The 15660-nt window shown below is 41.6% G+C and carries 16 protein-coding genes and 6 pseudogenes; 7 read left to right on the top strand and 15 right to left on the bottom strand.

All coding sequences use genetic code 11. From position 1 onward, the window contains the following. Positions 1 to 11: 11 nt before the first annotated feature. The 10 genes from SGLY_RS03875 to SGLY_RS03830 form a co-directional block, all read right to left on the bottom strand. Positions 12 to 212, bottom strand: a complete 201-nt coding sequence (locus SGLY_RS03875; protein WP_013623985.1) for a hypothetical protein — start codon at positions 210 to 212, stop codon at positions 12 to 14. Next, the gene (locus SGLY_RS16980) at positions 209 to 1087 is read right to left on the bottom strand and encodes an N-acetylmuramoyl-L-alanine amidase (RefSeq protein WP_013623984.1); all 879 of its coding nucleotides are present in this window, start codon (positions 1085 to 1087) and stop codon (positions 209 to 211) included. Before SGLY_RS16980 ends, SGLY_RS03875 begins: the two co-directional genes overlap by 4 nt. A 294-nt stretch (positions 1088 to 1381) precedes the next feature. Beyond that, positions 1382 to 1726 carry a hypothetical protein gene (locus SGLY_RS03860; protein WP_013623982.1) on the bottom strand — a complete coding sequence of 115 codons (345 nt, stop codon included), beginning with the start codon at positions 1724 to 1726 and terminating at the stop codon, positions 1382 to 1384. Further along, entirely contained in the window at positions 1726 to 2145 is a 420-nt protein-coding gene (locus SGLY_RS03855; protein ID WP_013623981.1) for a hypothetical protein, read from the bottom strand. Before SGLY_RS03855 ends, SGLY_RS03860 begins: the two co-directional genes overlap by 1 nt. After that, a complete protein-coding gene (locus tag SGLY_RS18055; RefSeq protein WP_013623980.1) occupies positions 2138 to 2293 on the bottom strand; it encodes a DUF6906 family protein in 156 nt (51 codons plus the stop codon). Before SGLY_RS18055 ends, SGLY_RS03855 begins: the two co-directional genes overlap by 8 nt. Before the next feature lie 11 nt (positions 2294 to 2304). Then, complete coding sequence (locus SGLY_RS03850) at positions 2305 to 3261, bottom strand: AAA family ATPase (RefSeq protein ID WP_013623979.1); 957 nt, start codon at positions 3259 to 3261, stop codon at positions 2305 to 2307. A gap of 15 nt (positions 3262 to 3276) precedes the next feature. Beyond that, positions 3277 to 5328, bottom strand: coding sequence for a Mu transposase C-terminal domain-containing protein (locus tag SGLY_RS03845; protein ID WP_013623978.1), 2052 nt, complete (start codon positions 5326 to 5328; stop codon positions 3277 to 3279). Positions 5329 to 5396: 68 nt separating this feature from the next. Further along, the gene (locus SGLY_RS03840) at positions 5397 to 5708 is read right to left on the bottom strand and encodes a hypothetical protein (protein WP_013623977.1); all 312 of its coding nucleotides are present in this window, start codon (positions 5706 to 5708) and stop codon (positions 5397 to 5399) included. 14 nt (positions 5709 to 5722) lie between these two features. Continuing rightward, on the bottom strand, positions 5723 to 5920 hold the full coding sequence (locus SGLY_RS03835; RefSeq protein ID WP_013623976.1) for a hypothetical protein: 198 nt from the start codon (positions 5918 to 5920) through the stop codon (positions 5723 to 5725). A 22-nt stretch (positions 5921 to 5942) separates the two neighbouring features. After that, the gene (locus SGLY_RS03830; protein ID WP_013623975.1) at positions 5943 to 6323 is read right to left on the bottom strand and encodes a hypothetical protein; all 381 of its coding nucleotides are present in this window, start codon (positions 6321 to 6323) and stop codon (positions 5943 to 5945) included. Positions 6324 to 6637: 314 nt separating this feature from the next. Here SGLY_RS03830 and SGLY_RS16975 point away from each other — a divergent pair, with 314 nt between their 5' ends. The 5 genes and pseudogenes from SGLY_RS16975 to SGLY_RS03805 all read left to right on the top strand — a co-directional run. Then, a complete protein-coding gene (locus SGLY_RS16975; RefSeq protein WP_052298601.1) occupies positions 6638 to 7495 on the top strand; it encodes a helix-turn-helix domain-containing protein in 858 nt (285 codons plus the stop codon). 625 nt (positions 7496 to 8120) lie between these two features. Further along, positions 8121 to 8615, top strand: a pseudogene (locus tag SGLY_RS18310) (IS3 family transposase); the annotation flags it as partial. Continuing rightward, positions 8611 to 8856 (top strand): annotated as a pseudogene (locus tag SGLY_RS03810) (reverse transcriptase/maturase family protein); the annotation flags it as partial. The pseudogenes SGLY_RS18310 and SGLY_RS03810, both read left to right, overlap by 5 nt. Before the next feature lie 85 nt (positions 8857 to 8941). After that, entirely contained in the window at positions 8942 to 9166 is a 225-nt protein-coding gene (locus tag SGLY_RS18595; RefSeq protein WP_427916607.1) for an HNH endonuclease, read from the top strand. A gap of 110 nt (positions 9167 to 9276) precedes the next feature. Next, positions 9277 to 9523, top strand: a pseudogene (locus SGLY_RS03805) (DDE-type integrase/transposase/recombinase); the annotation flags it as partial. Between the two features lie 36 nt (positions 9524 to 9559). Here SGLY_RS03805 and SGLY_RS17375 read toward each other — a convergent pair. After that, positions 9560 to 10275, bottom strand: a pseudogene (locus SGLY_RS17375) (transposase). Positions 10276 to 10658: 383 nt separating this feature from the next. Between SGLY_RS17375 and SGLY_RS18305 the strand changes: the two are divergent. Next, positions 10659 to 10772, top strand: a complete 114-nt coding sequence (locus tag SGLY_RS18305) for an ATP-binding protein (RefSeq protein ID WP_345786554.1) — start codon at positions 10659 to 10661, stop codon at positions 10770 to 10772. A 39-nt stretch (positions 10773 to 10811) separates the two neighbouring features. Here the strand turns inward: SGLY_RS18305 and SGLY_RS03795 are convergent, their stop codons facing one another. The 3 genes and pseudogenes from SGLY_RS03795 to SGLY_RS17790 form a co-directional block, all read right to left on the bottom strand. Continuing rightward, positions 10812 to 11495, bottom strand: a complete 684-nt coding sequence (locus SGLY_RS03795) for a response regulator (protein WP_013623972.1) — start codon at positions 11493 to 11495, stop codon at positions 10812 to 10814. A 267-nt stretch (positions 11496 to 11762) separates the two neighbouring features. Further along, positions 11763 to 12401 carry a sensor histidine kinase gene (locus tag SGLY_RS03790; RefSeq protein WP_013623971.1) on the bottom strand — a complete coding sequence of 213 codons (639 nt, stop codon included), beginning with the start codon at positions 12399 to 12401 and terminating at the stop codon, positions 11763 to 11765. Positions 12402 to 12635: 234 nt separating this feature from the next. Next, positions 12636 to 13215: pseudogene (locus SGLY_RS17790) on the bottom strand (helix-hairpin-helix domain-containing protein); the annotation flags it as partial. Positions 13216 to 13260: 45 nt separating this feature from the next. On the opposite strand from SGLY_RS17790, the pseudogene SGLY_RS03775 reads away from it, so the two are divergent. Further along, positions 13261 to 14224, top strand: a pseudogene (locus tag SGLY_RS03775) (IS3 family transposase); the annotation flags it as partial. 178 nt (positions 14225 to 14402) lie between these two features. On the opposite strand, the gene SGLY_RS03770 reads toward SGLY_RS03775, so the two are convergent. Then, positions 14403 to 15638 carry an IS256 family transposase gene (locus SGLY_RS03770; RefSeq protein WP_013623969.1) on the bottom strand — a complete coding sequence of 412 codons (1236 nt, stop codon included), beginning with the start codon at positions 15636 to 15638 and terminating at the stop codon, positions 14403 to 14405. Positions 15639 to 15660 lie beyond the last annotated feature (22 nt).

The raw sequence follows: 15660 nt of genomic DNA, 5'->3' as shown, positions 1-15660 counted from the left end.
TGAATCCCTCCTTAAAATCCGTCCTGAATATCTTTTAATATCTCTTGACGCTTATATTCAAGCTTTTTCGATTCTGTACGGTGTTTACAGTTCTCACAGGTTGACCGCAGAACCCGGAGGATATCATTCAGGGCTTCCGCCCTTGACACTTCGTCTTCTTTGAACCTGTTTAGAATCTCAATGATCCGTTCCCCCGGACTCCTACGGCTCAAGCTATCCCGCCCCTAACAGCCTTAATAACTGCTTCAGCCGTTTCGATTCTGTTACTGCCGGCGATTAATTTGTATAAGGTCAGCTTTTTGCCAGCAACCACATAATCTTCAGCTTTGCCACCGATTCCGATTAGCTTCTGAGCTGCATTGACCACTGTTTCGGATAGAGCCGCAAGCGGTATTGCCGGAGCCTTAAGGCTTTCCTGCAAATAAGGCATTATCCTTGATTCGACTTCCCCGGAATAGATGATCAGGAAGGGCAAAGCAGCGGCCTGGGATGTTGTAGCGACCGGCTGAACTGTCGGGCTAGTTTTATACTTGACGCCAAAATAATTGCATATTCCTAACACATGCGCGTCAGCGATATCCTTTAGGACACTGTCTTTGAGCAACTTCTGGTAATCATTGTCGTTGTCGATAAAGCCATTCTCTGTCAGAATCGCCGGCATAGTAGTATCCCGCAAAACTTGAATATTTTGGACTTTAACGCCACGGTTTGTCCAAGAGCCAGCGTCCGCGATCAGAGGAGCCATGATCTTGCCGCATACCTCGGCCTTTCCTCCGGTACCATAGACCAGCACCTCAGAGCCGGTGCCTTTACCTGCATTAATATGAATAGATACAAGCAGATCTGCACCGGCATTGTTTGCTATGCTGCACCTTGTACGCAAAGAGTCAAGCAGTGTAGTGGCCGGGCCGTTAACGGTCTGCCCTTCACGGGTCATGATCACTGTAAAATTACCTTGTGCCTCCAGCCCTTGCTTTACCAGCTTGGCAATTTTGAGAGTCAGGATCTCTTCAGCCAGATCCTTATACCTAGCTCCTCGGTCTGCTCCGGTTTCGTTATGACCGGGATCAATACACACTTTGAACATTCTTTTTTCCTCCTTATGCCGTTCGGCATTTTGTAATATCATCTTTCCAAACAAAGTAATATAGGGAACCTTGTAAGACTCTACGGACTTCATTTTCGGGAATCCCAGAAACACATGCTGCAGTCCTCACGTTGACAGGAAAGCTCTGGCAGCTTCCCAGAAATTCAAATAACCTTGCTAACCCGATAATTGGATTGGAATATCGGTTTTGAGGTACATTCTGAACCGGCTCTTGTTTGCTCAGGAATTTATTCAGAGTCTTGGCTTTCTTGTTCTTTTTCCGGGTCACTACCTTCACCTTCTTTCAAGCTTTTCAGCAATGCTCTTGAGCAGATCATAAAAGGGGATAAAGTCGCCTTCGTTGGCATAGCCTGGAGAATGACCAAAAACATACGGGTCTGAAAGATTATGCCCTTGATATTCCAAGTATTTTCTGGCCTCATTCAAAGAGAAATGAAAGGATTTGTCGATATGTTCTATACAACGTTCTCCGTCGCAATCCGCATCGCATTCTTCACAATGGTCCAATCTGTCCCTGACTATAAAAATGGGTCTGTTTGTCGCCAAAGTATCCGTATGATGGAATTGAGTCAGTAGCTCTTCTAACCGTTCAGAAATATCAATCGATATGGTTCTCATCATTGACCTCCTCGCGCCTCAGCATTTTCCAGCAGTTCCTTTAAAACAGTTGTCCTAGGCTTATATATCCTGCTCTTAAGAGATTCTTCATCTTTCCGGCACTTACCCAGAGCTTTATTCAGGTCATTGATCAGGTTGGGATATTTTTCATTAAGTAGTCTTGCTACCGGCTCTATGAGGAATAATTCATCCTTGAGCCGCCGCCGATCGCGCCGGTGATACTGAAGCTTTGATATAAAATTCTTCTGGTATTTCCGGTCAAGGCTTTCGGCGAATTCAATTTCGTGGAGCAGATCCTGCAGCTCCTTTTCCTTGTAATTAAGCTCTTCCTTGTCCATGACACAGGTCTTCAGGATCTGGTCTATCCCGTCCCTGAGCTGCTCAATGTCCTTGCTGACGGTGATTGCCTTCTCAACCATATGGAATCTCCTTCGTCCTGCCGCTCTCCCGGTTGATCAAGCACAATTGGTCGGTGGTATTTTTGACCACCAGCCAGTTGTCCGGGTTCAATCCGACTTTTTTTATCATGATTTTCTGCTTCCTGGTAGGATTTTTGCCGTGTTTCATGTCAAATCCTCCTATAGCATCATCATTTCACTTGCTTTATCCAGCGCCTGCAGGGTGACGGGCTTGCTTGCGTCTCCGTCCAGGATCCTGAGTATATTGTTTAATGTCCGATCAAAGAGTCGGAAGCATCCTGTTCTTATGTTTGTCCCGCGACGGATGATCTCCTGGATTACTTCTTCAGCGAATTGAAGCCCCAGGCTTCCTAAATATTTTCTGATTTCATCAGCTGTAAGCCCTTTCAATTTGTAATAAAATTCTATTCTGTTAGCAAAGCGGGGGATATAGGATTTGATCATGCTTTCTAGCTGTTCTTCGCCAGCGACAATCATCCCGACTTTTGCTCCGTCGAAGATACCGCGCAGGATCTCCATTTTTTTCTGTGTGTATTTACCCAGAAGCTTGTCAGCCTCATCGATAATAAGCAAATAACCCCGGTTAATATCAAAGAACTCGCAGATTTTATTAGCACGCATAGAGTTTGTCCCCGTGCCGATCGGCAGTCCGATGGATCGCTCAATCGTAGCCAGCAGATCCTTAGAATTCATGGCATCATTACACACAACATAGGCTACCTTCGGCAATTTACCATAATATTCGAGAGTGAAAGTTTTACCAAATCCACTTTTCCCGATGATTGCACCCAGACCGCCATACTTTTGGCAGGAGTTACAAACCCCAATAATATTTGCTGCATCCAGGCTCTCAAAAAAGACGGGCTTCTTGATCTCAACAGGTTTCAGGTTTAATGAATTGTCCAGACTGATGTTTAGATGGTTAGCTATTCTTTCCCGGATATCTCCAGATTTGGACTCGTATTTTCCATTTAAAAACTGAGATACAGCCGGTCTCGAATAATTGATCTCTTTAGCAAACTCTTCTTTATTCATTCCTCTAGCCTTGATATACTCATTGGCCTTTTGAATTAACTCCTGATCATTGTTTTTTTGATAAATGGTTGCTACTTCCATCCTAAATTCCCTCCATTAACTTAGATTTCTTAGTTTTTGCAGGGCTTCTTCCGCCTGCTCTTTGAAATATTCGTTTTCCTTGCGCTGCCTGCGCGTTTTCTTTTCTGTAATGTCTTCGCGGTACTGCTTATCCACCGGCAAGGTTACTACATTTTTCACAGGTTCGTTACTGATCAATGGACTGAATGTACTTTTATGTGATCTGTAATTCTCGGCCAGCTCCTCAAGCGGAGTGGTATACTTATTTGCCCTGTCGCGAATACTCTTAAGCTGTTGTTTTTGCATTTTGATGTGATCCTCCAACGCCTTTTGCGGAATTTTAGGCGCAATCAGCAGCAGTTCCTGGCTTTCTGCCTCGCAGATTTTCTGACCGTCCAGGTTGTAGACATAGAGCCGGGTGATATCGTTTTCATCCCATTTGATATCTACTTTCTTGTCAATATAATCACAAAGTTCAGCGGCCCTGTACTCATAGCCAAATTTGCGGATTCCAATGTTGTAGACATGTACTCGTTCGGCCTTCATCATCAGCATTGCCGCATATGACTTGGGCGGTGGAGCTTTGACATACTTTTCAACAGCTTTTTCAAATAGCTCCAGCGGCTTGATATACGCTTCTTTCATTCTCTTCAGTCCGGAATGATTACGCTGGTGATATTCTTCTTTCACCCATTTTTCAAAGATAGCTGCGAACTCCTCCATGGAGAGCAGTAAATCCTTTTCTAAAAGATTTGGAATATCTTTTTTAACCTTTGCAGCTGTTTTCCGGCCTGTCAGTGTACCCGTGTAACTGCTTAACCATTTTGTAAACCGGCTGCAGACCGTTCCAAAGAACCGTTCTATCTGAGCTTTTGACCACGGCTGATAGGGTAGGCTGCGGATATCGTCCTTGATACCAATGCTTTTGTAAAAACCGACTGTCTCACTATCAAAACTAATGCGCTCTTTTCGGTTGCGGCCAGTCATGTTTTCAGCAGTGTAATCCTTCCCGTTGTCGATCAGCATGTATTCCGGCACTCCATAGGTATAGAGCATGTCGATCAGAGACTGTTTGATAACCTGTGCGTTTGAGTGATAACAGATCCTTTTGCCGACAATCACTCTAGTTCTGGTATCCACCCAACCGACCAGCACCGGCTTGACCGCTGATACTTTTCCATTTGGATGCGTGTATTTAACCCAGCAGTCAAAAGTATGGCCGTCTCCCTGAATCAGCCCCATGACCGGCAGCGCTTTTGTATTTCTTGATGCCTTAACCATCTTATCTCGTTTAAATTCCCGTTCGCCAAAAGTCTGATAATATTTAACCGGTTCTCCCATGTTGACGTTCATTTCAAAGTTAATGTACCGTGCCACCGTGCTGTATGACGGAATCTCCCAGCTTTTCTCCGCCGCCTGACGCTCAAGGGTAGTATAGACCATGTCAACGGTACCCTGATTACGTGAAAAGTCTTCGTTGTACCAGATCCCGTTGATAAAGGTTTTTACCTCTGTAGATAGTGACGGGAACTTGTATTTTTTGCTGGGCTTTCTGCAGAGCGCCAGGACTTTGAAGTAATCATAACTTTGCCCGTCTTTCGCAGCCTGCTTTTCAGCCCAGGAATTGGCCTCAGTATACTTTTTGCAGTAGTCATACAATGACCGTTTGCTGATTTCCAGGCTTTTTGCAAGATTTTCTGCGAATTCTGTTTTATTAGCGCCCCGGTACAAGATAAATTCACTGATCCGGTTGCAGAGTTCCACAGCCTCATAAAATTGCTGCTTGTTGTTCTCGATATACCAGTTTACGTCAACTTCCATATACCAAGGCATGATGCTACCGAAGGTTTTATCCTCAACCATTCCCGGGATAATTTCGTTCATCTGATTTTTAATATATAATTTACGCGCTTTTGGACTAAGGGAAGACAGCCCGACGAGGACACGATCTTTGCCGCCGCTTAATGCTGACATAGTCTTTGTTTTGAAATTTTCTGGATTTCTCAAAATTCTTTGCAGTAAGGTGTTATATTTTATCCCTTCCAGCTCAGCGGCGTCTTCAATCATTAAAAAGATATCTTCAGGCAAACTCTTTCCTCCTTCCCTGGTTGTCGATGCTTATTCTGTGTAGTAAAATTAATAAGTTAGGTGTCGGTTTATACCGACTTTGCTTCTTGATACTGAGTCGTTGCGAGCGTCTCAGTATCTTTTTTTTCAAGACTTTCTCCTTTCTTCCGTAATTGAACTAAAAGATTCAACTGAATCTCAAGTTCTTTTTGCACAAAATTCATGATCTCTCTAACGCCTTCATATTTGCCTTGCAGTAAAGCAATCTCGTTTTCCATCGCCTGTGCTTCCTCTTGCTTCTGGATGATTACATCTTTTAAACACTCCACCTGGAGATCTGTCTTTGCGATCTGGACCTTAATTTCCGATACCCTATTAGATTCCCGGTTCAGGTTTGTCAAGTTTCCCCACCTCCTTAAGCGGCTTCATCAATATTGAGAATATCTGCAATCATTTCCCGGTACTTAACCCCGGGCCTGATACCGTACAAAATTTCACTGAACCGGTTCGTTGGTATTTTGTGCTGTTCACAAAATTCAGCCTGAGTCATCCGTTCTTCAAGCAGTCTCTGTTTGACTTTGACACCGAACGGGGTCAGCTCATTAAGTCTCATAATTCACCACCTCCCATGTTGGTCACGAAAAGGCTTGAGGCTTTCTTTTTTCGCCTCTTTCATGCTCTTTTCGAATTGTGCAATCATCTTGTGATTCTTCTCCCCAGATTTTACGACCATACTCCGCCAGTATTTCTTCCAATAATCCCTGACAGGTTGCAAATTCCGCAACACTTGCTTCCCCTTTTTTTACTCTTTTAAAACAGTAACTAGTCCATCCGCATATAACTGACTTTACTGTTTTCCATTGTTCCGAACTGCTATATAGGGTTTTACTATGAAAAAAAAGTCTTTCATTAAATTTCAATTCTCTTTCAACTTCGTCTAAAACTGCTGGAATACAGTGTTCTTTAAATACGTTTACCTCAATGCTGTCTATTTGCTCTGGAGTTATTTGCTTCACGGACTTACCTCCTTTCGAAATTCTTATTTATTAAAAATCTACTTTAAAGGAATTTTTCGACAAGCGTTGAACCTCGACGTATGGATATTAGGGTTCTTTTTACTCCTTTCTTCATGTCTTCCGACAAATATTTGCATTGAGAGATTGTCGGGTCTGTGGTACGCTTGTATCGTGGAATTTATTCCCTATAGAGATATTATATACTGTAATGCAGAGCGTGTAAAGGGATTCACACTGAAATAAAGAGTCGACTTATACCGATATTATAGAACATCACTCTGATATTCAGAGTGGAGATTGGAGGTGAAAGAACTTTGTCTTCACTTAGAGATATTTATTCAAATGGCATTCGTGATCGGATAAAACATTTACGAAAGAAAACTGGACTTTCAATGGCTAAATTCGGGGCAAAATTAGGGTTATCATCAGGTAATATAGGTGATTGGGAATCAGGAAAAGCATTACCTAGTCTTTTTACCTTGATATCTATTAAGGAGGAATTTGGTGTTTCTTCAGACTGGGTTCTTACGGGTGAGACATCAGCAGTAGATCAGGCTGCTATTGAGCCTGATCTACAAAGAATGATTGAGGCTTATAATCTTTTAGATGGTGAAAGTCGGCAAGCACTAAAGGCTTATACAGCATTTTTGATAAAAAATAGGAACCTTGATATTCTAGAAGAAACATTAAAAAAGACCCGAGCCTCAGATCCGGGACATGAAACAGAAATTATTAAGGAAGAGAAAAAAGTATACCTGCCGGTTCTTGGAACAGTAGCCGCTGGTATGCCAATCATGGCAGATGAATTTTTGGAAGGGTTTCTTCCGGTACCGACCAAGAAAATTAAAAAAAATACTTATATTGTGAGAGCAAAAGGAGAGAGTATGATCGATGCTGGTATCCGGGACGGCGACCTAATAATTATTAGCCCGCAGCCGACAGTAGAACAAGGAGAGTCGGCGCTAATAAAAGTCGACGGTGACGTGACAATAAAGAAGTTTTACCGATACGATCATGAGGTAAGACTCAAGCCGGCTAATGATAAAATGAAAGATATTGTTATCACTGATCTGGCGAAAGTGAAAGTCCTTGGTAAGGTAGTAGGGGTAATCCCACTGGAAGAAGCAAATATAACGATGAGGCAAGATTTTAATGGAGAAGAAGATCAATAGACTTTTTTTTAGTCCCTAAAGTGGAATTAATTCCGCAAATAATAAGAGCCAGCCTCAATCTTTTGGGGCTGGCCTTCTTTAATTTTTTGTAATATTGCAATGTGACAATTTTTAATGCCAAAAAGCGCTGGAACAGTTGGTATACGGGCAATGTGACAGCTTTTTTGAAAAAATTCATTTTGTCACATTGCTTTTTTAACGTTTTGACCATAAATTTGCCTGGACATTAACGTTTATTTTCATCTGTTAAATAGCTCTAACGCTTGAAAGCATCAGGTTTTCTCACGTTAGTGTTAACCACTTACTAACGCATTAACGCTGATTTTTAACGGCAAAGTTGTATATTTTCCTCAAACGAATATGCTAAAATAAAAAAAAGGCATTAAAAAACGCTCTGTTCCTTTAAACATGCTACTTCCAGCGTTTCAGTGCCTTTTTTCTTTTTAAAAATGACTAACGATAATGATCAAAATTTCTCGCAAAAAGAAATAACTTTATTAATCCCGTGTAATCCCTTACTATCAAGGGTCTTCCCGTTTTATCTCGGTATAAAATCTAATTTATTAATTGCAGATATTCCTGCTAATCAACATTTAAGTTCCGTGTTTAACTCATTGGGGTCAGTATATTTAAGAAAGGACCTTCTGAAGCCGAAAAGGAACTCGAAAAAAGTAAAGAGCATATCCCTGAACTTGAGCGCAAAGTGGGCCAGCTTACCTACGAGTAGGCTGGTTGGAAAAAAAATCTACACAAATCGTCGGACCTGACTGGAAGAAAAGAATGCGTTGATTTCAGTGATCCCTGCCTGACCATCAGCAGACAGGCTGAATTGCTGAACATCAATCGCAACAGTATATACCGCAATCCTCCAAAAGAGAAGACCCTTTCAGACGAGGACTTGTTCATCATGCGCAGAATCGACGAAATACACACTACTCACCCCACCTGGGGCTATAGAACAATCACGAAGATTATTCGACGCGATGACGAGATCCTGGTTAACCGTAAAAAGATCCGAAGAATGATGCGGCTTATGGGCATTTATACCATCTATCCCAAGCCCAATCTCAGTAAACGTTATCATGCCCAGTATATCCGCCCATATCTTCTTAGAAAAGTGGTTTATTGAAGGTGACATTTCGGCCTATTTTGACACCATTGATCACGACATTCTGGTAAGAATACTGCGCAAGCGAATAAAAGATGAACGATTTATTCAACTCATTCGAAAATTTCTCAAAGCAGGCTATTTGGAAGACAGGCAGTATTACGCCACATACAGCGGCACTGCCCAAGGGTCGATCATCAGTCCAATTCTAGCGAATATATACCTGAATGAACTAGACAAATACATGATGGAAAGGGTGTAGAAAGAGCCGTGCTGTATTATCACAATGGTTTCCGCAGAGATAAAGCGAGTGAGACAAACTATGTGATGACGTTAAAATCGAATACAAATACCCATTTGGCAGATACGGCCCTGCGTACAAGCTCAAGCAGGGTGTCTGTGAACTCTGTAATGCGGTAAATGTTAGAATCTTAATCCACCATGTGCGTAAGTTAAGCAGTCTCATAGCAGATACGCCGTGGAATATTCGCATGATCAATTTGAGGCGTAAAACACTCCCTGTATGTGAACATTGTTTCAGTCAGATTATCCATGCTTCGTGATATTAAATGGTAGATGGAGAGCCGTATACACTGAAAAGTGTAAGTACGGTTCGGAGGAAAGTGTTCGGAAACCTATTCAGAAATGAACAAGGCGCTGAATGCTTATCCTACTCCGAATGCAAAAGGGGTTCATGTACTTGTTTATCATTATTGACTGGTATAGCAGACGCATTGTCGATTACGAGCTTTCGAGCACCCTGGAAAAGTCATTTATTCTGGACTGTTTAAAACGTGCGCTGAATAAGCGCAAGCCAGAGATAATTAATAGTGATCAAGGGGGCCACTTTACGAATCCTGACTACATCAAGCTTCTGGAAAAAGCTGAAAATCTCTATTGATGGCAAAGGTCAGGCATTACATCTACAGCCTCTTGCGGTGCATCATGCCAGTTGCTCAAGAGTAGATATGCAACTTTACCTTTTCCGGGAAATAGATGGACAATTGGAGTAAAATCCGGCTCCAATTCTGGATCCGGCCCGTCCACTTTCTTAAGACATCCTGAGTGGCCAGGTAGAGCATTTTTAGCAGGGCATCATCCGTTGGAAAGATACTCTTGCCCTTGGTAACCTTCCGTAATTGCCGGTGGTAGCTTTCAATCATATTGGTCGTATAAATAATCTTGCGGATCTCCCGCGGATATTTGAAAAGGATGGAGATCTCAGCCCAGTTATTCTGCCAGGAATGCACGATTTGTTGGTGACATTGGAGATAAGAGTAGGAGAAACCTCGATACTGTAAAGCTGCTGGAGATGATCCTGAATGTCCCGAGTACTGATTCCTTTGGCATAAAGAGCAAGAATTTGATCTTCAATACCGGTAACATTCTTCTGGTGTTTCTTGACGATGACCGGATCAAACTCACCGTCCCGGTCTCTCGGCATGTCCAGTTCCAGCTCACCATAGTCACTGCGTACGGTCTTTTTGCTTGTGACCGTTGCGGCGATTGGAGGTTTCTTTCGTTTCGGTATCGTTCTTCTCATAGCCCAGGCTATGATCTAATTCGGCCTCCAGGAGCTCCTGGAGAGTATCGGCGAACAAATTTGAGCATCTTCCGCTGTAACAATGTTGTTCTCCCGGATGAATTCTTTCATGACTTCTCTGGAGAACATGGGTTGACGTTTTTCTCTTTTCTCCGCCATTTGTACAACACTGCCTTTCCTCTTTATTCTATTGGGGAAAGGGTGGAAGAACAGATTATTTTTCACACTCATTTAATAAACAAAGTGGTATTGCGTTTGGCTTTTGTAACCCAATCAAAGTCTTTCGATACAAGCCACTGAAAGAATGACTTACATAGAAACCAGCGATCCATAGCCACCCAGAAGTCTGGCATCGTAAGAAATCTAATCTGCAGCAACATTTCCGCAACCAGTACCAGTTATTTCTTGAAACTACAGGAGCCAACTTGTTCCCCGGTTTCGAGTCCTCAATATCCGTGAAAACATCACTCATTATTACCTCAAATAAGGGAATTTGATGAATTGGCTAATTTATAGATGCTACAATTATAACTACGATTTTAGACGGACTTATACATCACTGTGAGATTATAAACATGACAGGCAACAGCTACAGACTCCAACATAAAAAGACTCTTACACGGTAATAAAATATTGTATAGTTTTTGGTGAAAAATTACAAATTATCATATGTTCTTTTTATATTTTAATAACGCTTCCAAACGAGATTTTACTCCTAACTTTTCTAAAATATTACCAACGTGATACTCTACTGTACGATTGGTAATTCCTAATTCTTCGGCAATTTCCTTATTCCTAAGACCTTCACAAATCAGTTTTAGGCAGTCTTTTTCTCGTGAAGTTAGTAAAGTTGTATCATTAATTATATTAGAATTTGACTTTTGAAAAACAAGCGATCCAGAACCTTCAATACTTTTATCTTTACTACTAGTCTTCATTAAATTTTTCAACAGGATACGCGAAGGATATTTTTCAGCTATTAATCCTTGTTTAATAGCAATCATAATATCTTGTTTAGAACAATCCTTCGAAAGAAAGCCTGATGCTCCTTCTTTAAGAGAAGCATCAATATACTCATTTGAACTATAACCGGTTAACATAATGATACAGGTATTCGGTTTAGCTCTTTTAATTTTGCTTATAAGACTAATACCTGAAGCATCTGGCAAATTAATATCCAACAAAACAACATCAGGATGGACGCTCATTACAAGTTGGAGACAATCAGTTGCATTTTTAGCAATACCTGCTATAGCTATCTCTGATTCAAGAGATAATAAAGATGCTGTCCCTTCGGCAAAAAGGCTATTGTCATCAACTATTAATATGAAAATTTTAGGATTTATCACTTATATCCCTCCGTATTCTATGATTTTTCTGTTCACCTCTTGTTTTTATAAAATTAAATCTTTTTAAGATGTTCATTAAACTGCTCATGAATACCAATTCTTTAATAGTCAACTTTCAATGCCCATTAGTTTCTACCCTAAAGCTCCCTGCTATGTCTACTCTAATTTCAATGCCTTCTATTCACAACAATTGTTTAAAATTTAACAGTTTCCTTTTTATAAATTTTTAGGGTACTCTCGAATAGGTGGAGATAATTGAGTAATTTTTCATTTTTGATTAGGCAAAATTACCTGTAAAACTGTTCCTTCTCTTGGGTGGGACATAATTATAAATTCTCCACCTAAATTTTGCACCCTTTCCCTCATTCCAATAAGGCCAAAGTGATTGTGCTCTAAAAAATACTTTTCAAGAATAGTTATATCAAAACCTTGACCAAAGTCTTTTAATTCAATTTCAATATATTTAGTTTTTTGACGAAGTTTAATCTCAACCTTTTTGGAACCAGAGTGTCTAACTATATTTCGAATACCTTCCTGAATAATACGAAAAATTGTCACTTCAATTTTTTCTTCTAATTTGAGTGAATTGGAAAACCCCTCTACATCAAAGAAAATTACTATAGACTCTTTTTTCATTATTTCTTCCATTAACACACTAATAGAATCAATTAGACCTTTATTTTTTAAAATAGACGTTCGTAGATCAAAGCATATTGTCCTGAGTTCATCATTTAAATTATTTATCAACTCTTGAATTTCTGTTATCTCCTCATTCCGGACTGTATTTTGTTTTGAATCATTTAATTGTTTTAACCTTCTGCTAATATATAATCCAGTTTGCAACGGTCCGTCATGAATCTCTCTTGCTATTTCTTTTTTATTTTCTTCAATCATTTTATGGTTCAAATTAGACTTTCTCATAAGTATTTAGTACAGAACACCCTCCTTTTTTGTATATTTTACAATTTAATTCTAGTATTTTCCAATTTAAGATTCAAGGGGAATATTCTCTAAAAAAATCGAAAACAGTTAAATTCTGTAACTATAATGCTCAATTTTTGCATCTTAATTGTGTGAATAAAGCCTTGATATAATTCATTATCAATCATTCCTCAATCATCTGCCTAAACTCTTCCTCCGTATATACCGGTAGTCCCAATTCTGGAGAGTCCCAGTAACAACAATGCTTTTGCCGATAAAAAGCTGGGATGAAGCTTGTCTGTTGTCTGTCATTTGAACTCCGGCATCCTTCAGCCTTTGAATGAATTCCCTGTTAGCCTGATCATGGAAAAAGGAAGCTATGCTTGCGGCCATAATACCGCCGATATCAGGTATTTCTTGCAGCTCAGCCTCTTGGGCCTGTTCCAATTTTTCCATTGCCCCGTATTTTTAAGCCAATACCTTACCAGCCTTACTCCGACATTACGAATACCAAGTGCAAATATTAATGGTGCTAAGCCGCGGGATTTACTCGCTTCAATAGCTCCTATCAGATTGCCGGCGGATTTTTTTCCATGCGCTCCATACTTTCCATCTGTTCCTGTTTGAGATAATACAAAAAATCGGCAGCATCGTGGAACAGCCTGTTTTCCATGAGCTGAACAATGATTGCCGGACCCAGCCCATCAATGTTCATCGCATCCCTAGAGACAAAATGAAACAAGGCCTCTCTTTGTCTGGCCGGACAAGAGATATTCTGACAGCGGTATATAATGCTCCCATAGGATGAGACACAAAGCAGGGAAAAATAAGTTATACTGAAAACATGAATAAGCGAAACCATTATCCAGCCGAATTTAAAACCAAGGTAGTCCTGGAGGTAATACAGGAGGCTTCCACCGTCAATGAAATTGCCGCAAAGTACGGTATCAGTCCTGTTGTTATCAGCCGCTGGAAGCAAGAGTTTCTGGAACGAGCCGCGGAGGTATTTAAGAAAGGGCCTTCGGATGCCGAGAAAGAACTTGATAAACAGCAGCGTCACGTAGCAGAACTTGAACGCAAGGTTGGTCAGCTCACCTACGAGGTGGACTGGCTCAAAAAAAAATCTGAGCAAATTGTCGGAGCCGACTGGCAGAAAAAGTTTCGTTGACCGGGACAATCCCCGAATTAGCGTTAAGCGCCAGGCGCAATTGCTGAGCATTAACCGCAGCAGTGTTTACCGCCGTATTTCTGAGCAGAAGACCCTTTCCGATGCGGAATTATTTGTGATGCGCCGGATCGATGAGATCCACACGGGTGAGCCAACCTGGGGCTACCGAACCATTACAACAATCCTGAGAAGAGACTATGGCTTGCTTATCAACAGAAAACGAGTTCGCCGCATCCTGCGGGATATGGGGATTTACACAATTTATCCGAAACCCAATCTAAGCAAACGGTACCATTCCCAATACATCCGGCCGTACTTGTTGCGCAAGCTGGAAATCAACCGGCCGGATCAGGTGTGGGGGATAGACATTACATATATTCGAATGAAAAAAGGATTCATGTACCTATTCGTCATTATCGATTGGTACAGCCGCTATATTGTTGACTACGAACTGTCCAGTACGCTTGATAAATCTTTTGTCCTGAGTTGCTTAAAACGTGCCATGAGTCATAGAAAGCCCGAAATTATCAACAGTGACCAGGAGGGCCATTTCACGAATCCAGATTATATTTTGCTGCTCGAAAGCGCCGGCGTGAAAATTTCCATGGATGGCCGAGGGCAATGCCTTGATAATGCCCGGGTGTATCCCGAACTCTGTGTAAACTTCAAAATTGATGAAAGATAAGGCGAATATTTTATGGGAGCAATAGAATTTATGTGGCTGTTGCTCCTTTTGTCTGCATTATACAAGTATTTTTGGGGTTGTCAATTGACAACCCCAAAAATCGCGGCGCGAGGGTAGCAAAGTTTTAGTCCAATTATTCCAACCGGTCTCCGAAGAAAATCTGCAACTGGGAATGAATCTGCCCCCAGTCCTGCCGCCTGCCTGTCCATTTTTTCGTTATGTCCATCATGGCCAGGTAAAGCATTTTGAGTAAGCTGTCATCGGTTGGAAAGACGGATTTGCTTTTGGTGACTTTACGGAGCTGACGGTTAAATCCTTCAATGGCGTTGGTGGTATAAATCAGCTTTCGGACTTCCTGTGGATATTTGAAATAGGTGGATAAATTAGCCCAGTTGGCTTTCCAGGACAGGGCTATTTTGGGGTATTTGTTTCCCCATCTTCCATCAAAGGTATCCAGCTCATAAAGGGCGGTTTGTTCATCAACAGCTGCGTAAACGTTCTTCAGGTCAGCCATAAGAGCTTTAATGTCTTTATAGGACACAAACCTTGTTGTGTTCCGGATCTGGTGGATGATGCATTGCTGAATTTCTGTCTTGGGAAACACTGCTTCAATGGCACTGGTGAAACCTGTGAGGCCGTCTACACACGCAATAAGAATATCTTCTGTGCCACGGTTTTTAATCCCATTCATCACGGAAAGCCAGAATTTCGCGCTTTCGTTCTCACCGATCCACATGCCCAGGACGTCTTTGATGCCATCCATTTGGATGCCAATGGCGATGTAGACTGCTTTCTTGACAATTTGACCTTCGCTGCGTACATGAAAATGAATTGCGTCCATGAAAACGACGGCATAAATGTTTTCCAACGGGCGGCTTTGCCATTCTTTGACTACCGGCAGGATTTTGTCGGTGACGCGGCTTATGGTGCTGTCTGAAACTTCTATGCCGTAAATTTCACGAATATGGGATTCAATGTCTCCTGTGGTCATGCCTTTGGCATACATGGACAGAATCTTCTCTTCGATGTCTCCGGAGAGTGTGGTCTGCTGTTTTTTAATGATCTGCGGCTCGAAGTGACCTTTGCGGTCACGGGGAACGGAAATATCCATATCTCCTAGGCTGGTTTTGATGGTTTTTTCGCTGTAGCCATTGCGGCTGTTGTCTGTTTCTTTATTCCGGTAGTCGTATTTGCTGTAACCCAGTTCGTCTTCCATCTCTGCTTCCAGGCCGTTTTCCAGGACGGTACTGACCATTTCTTTGAATAAGTCCTGTACGCCTGAGACGTCGTTGATCCCTGCTTCCTGCAGCATTTCCAGTAACTTTTTCCGCTGTTCTCTTCTTTCGGGGGTGATTCTCCTCTTTGCCATTAACAAAAACCTCCATGTGATG

Source organism: Syntrophobotulus glycolicus DSM 8271 (assembly GCF_000190635.1).
Classification (GTDB): Bacteria; Bacillota; Desulfitobacteriia; order Desulfitobacteriales; family Syntrophobotulaceae; genus Syntrophobotulus; species Syntrophobotulus glycolicus.
Note: the sequence above shows the minus strand (reverse complement) of the source record. Positions and strands in the feature narration are given on the sequence as shown.

What these genes read in the sequence shown, in the direction of transcription:
- SGLY_RS16980 (WP_013623984.1), bottom strand. Translation starts at nt 1,087, where the DNA reads ATGTTCAAAGTGTGTATTGATCCCGGTCATAACGAAACCGGAGCAGAC.
- SGLY_RS03860 (WP_013623982.1), bottom strand. Translation starts at nt 1,726, where the DNA reads ATGAGAACCATATCGATTGATATTTCTGAACGGTTAGAAGAGCTACTG.
- SGLY_RS03855 (WP_013623981.1), bottom strand. Translation starts at nt 2,145, where the DNA reads ATGGTTGAGAAGGCAATCACCGTCAGCAAGGACATTGAGCAGCTCAGG.
- SGLY_RS18055 (WP_013623980.1), bottom strand. Translation starts at nt 2,293, where the DNA reads ATGAAACACGGCAAAAATCCTACCAGGAAGCAGAAAATCATGATAAAA.
- SGLY_RS03850 (WP_013623979.1), bottom strand. Translation starts at nt 3,261, where the DNA reads ATGGAAGTAGCAACCATTTATCAAAAAAACAATGATCAGGAGTTAATT.
- SGLY_RS03835 (WP_013623976.1), bottom strand. Translation starts at nt 5,920, where the DNA reads ATGAGACTTAATGAGCTGACCCCGTTCGGTGTCAAAGTCAAACAGAGA.
- SGLY_RS03770 (WP_013623969.1), bottom strand. Translation starts at nt 15,638, where the DNA reads ATGGCAAAGAGGAGAATCACCCCCGAAAGAAGAGAACAGCGGAAAAAG.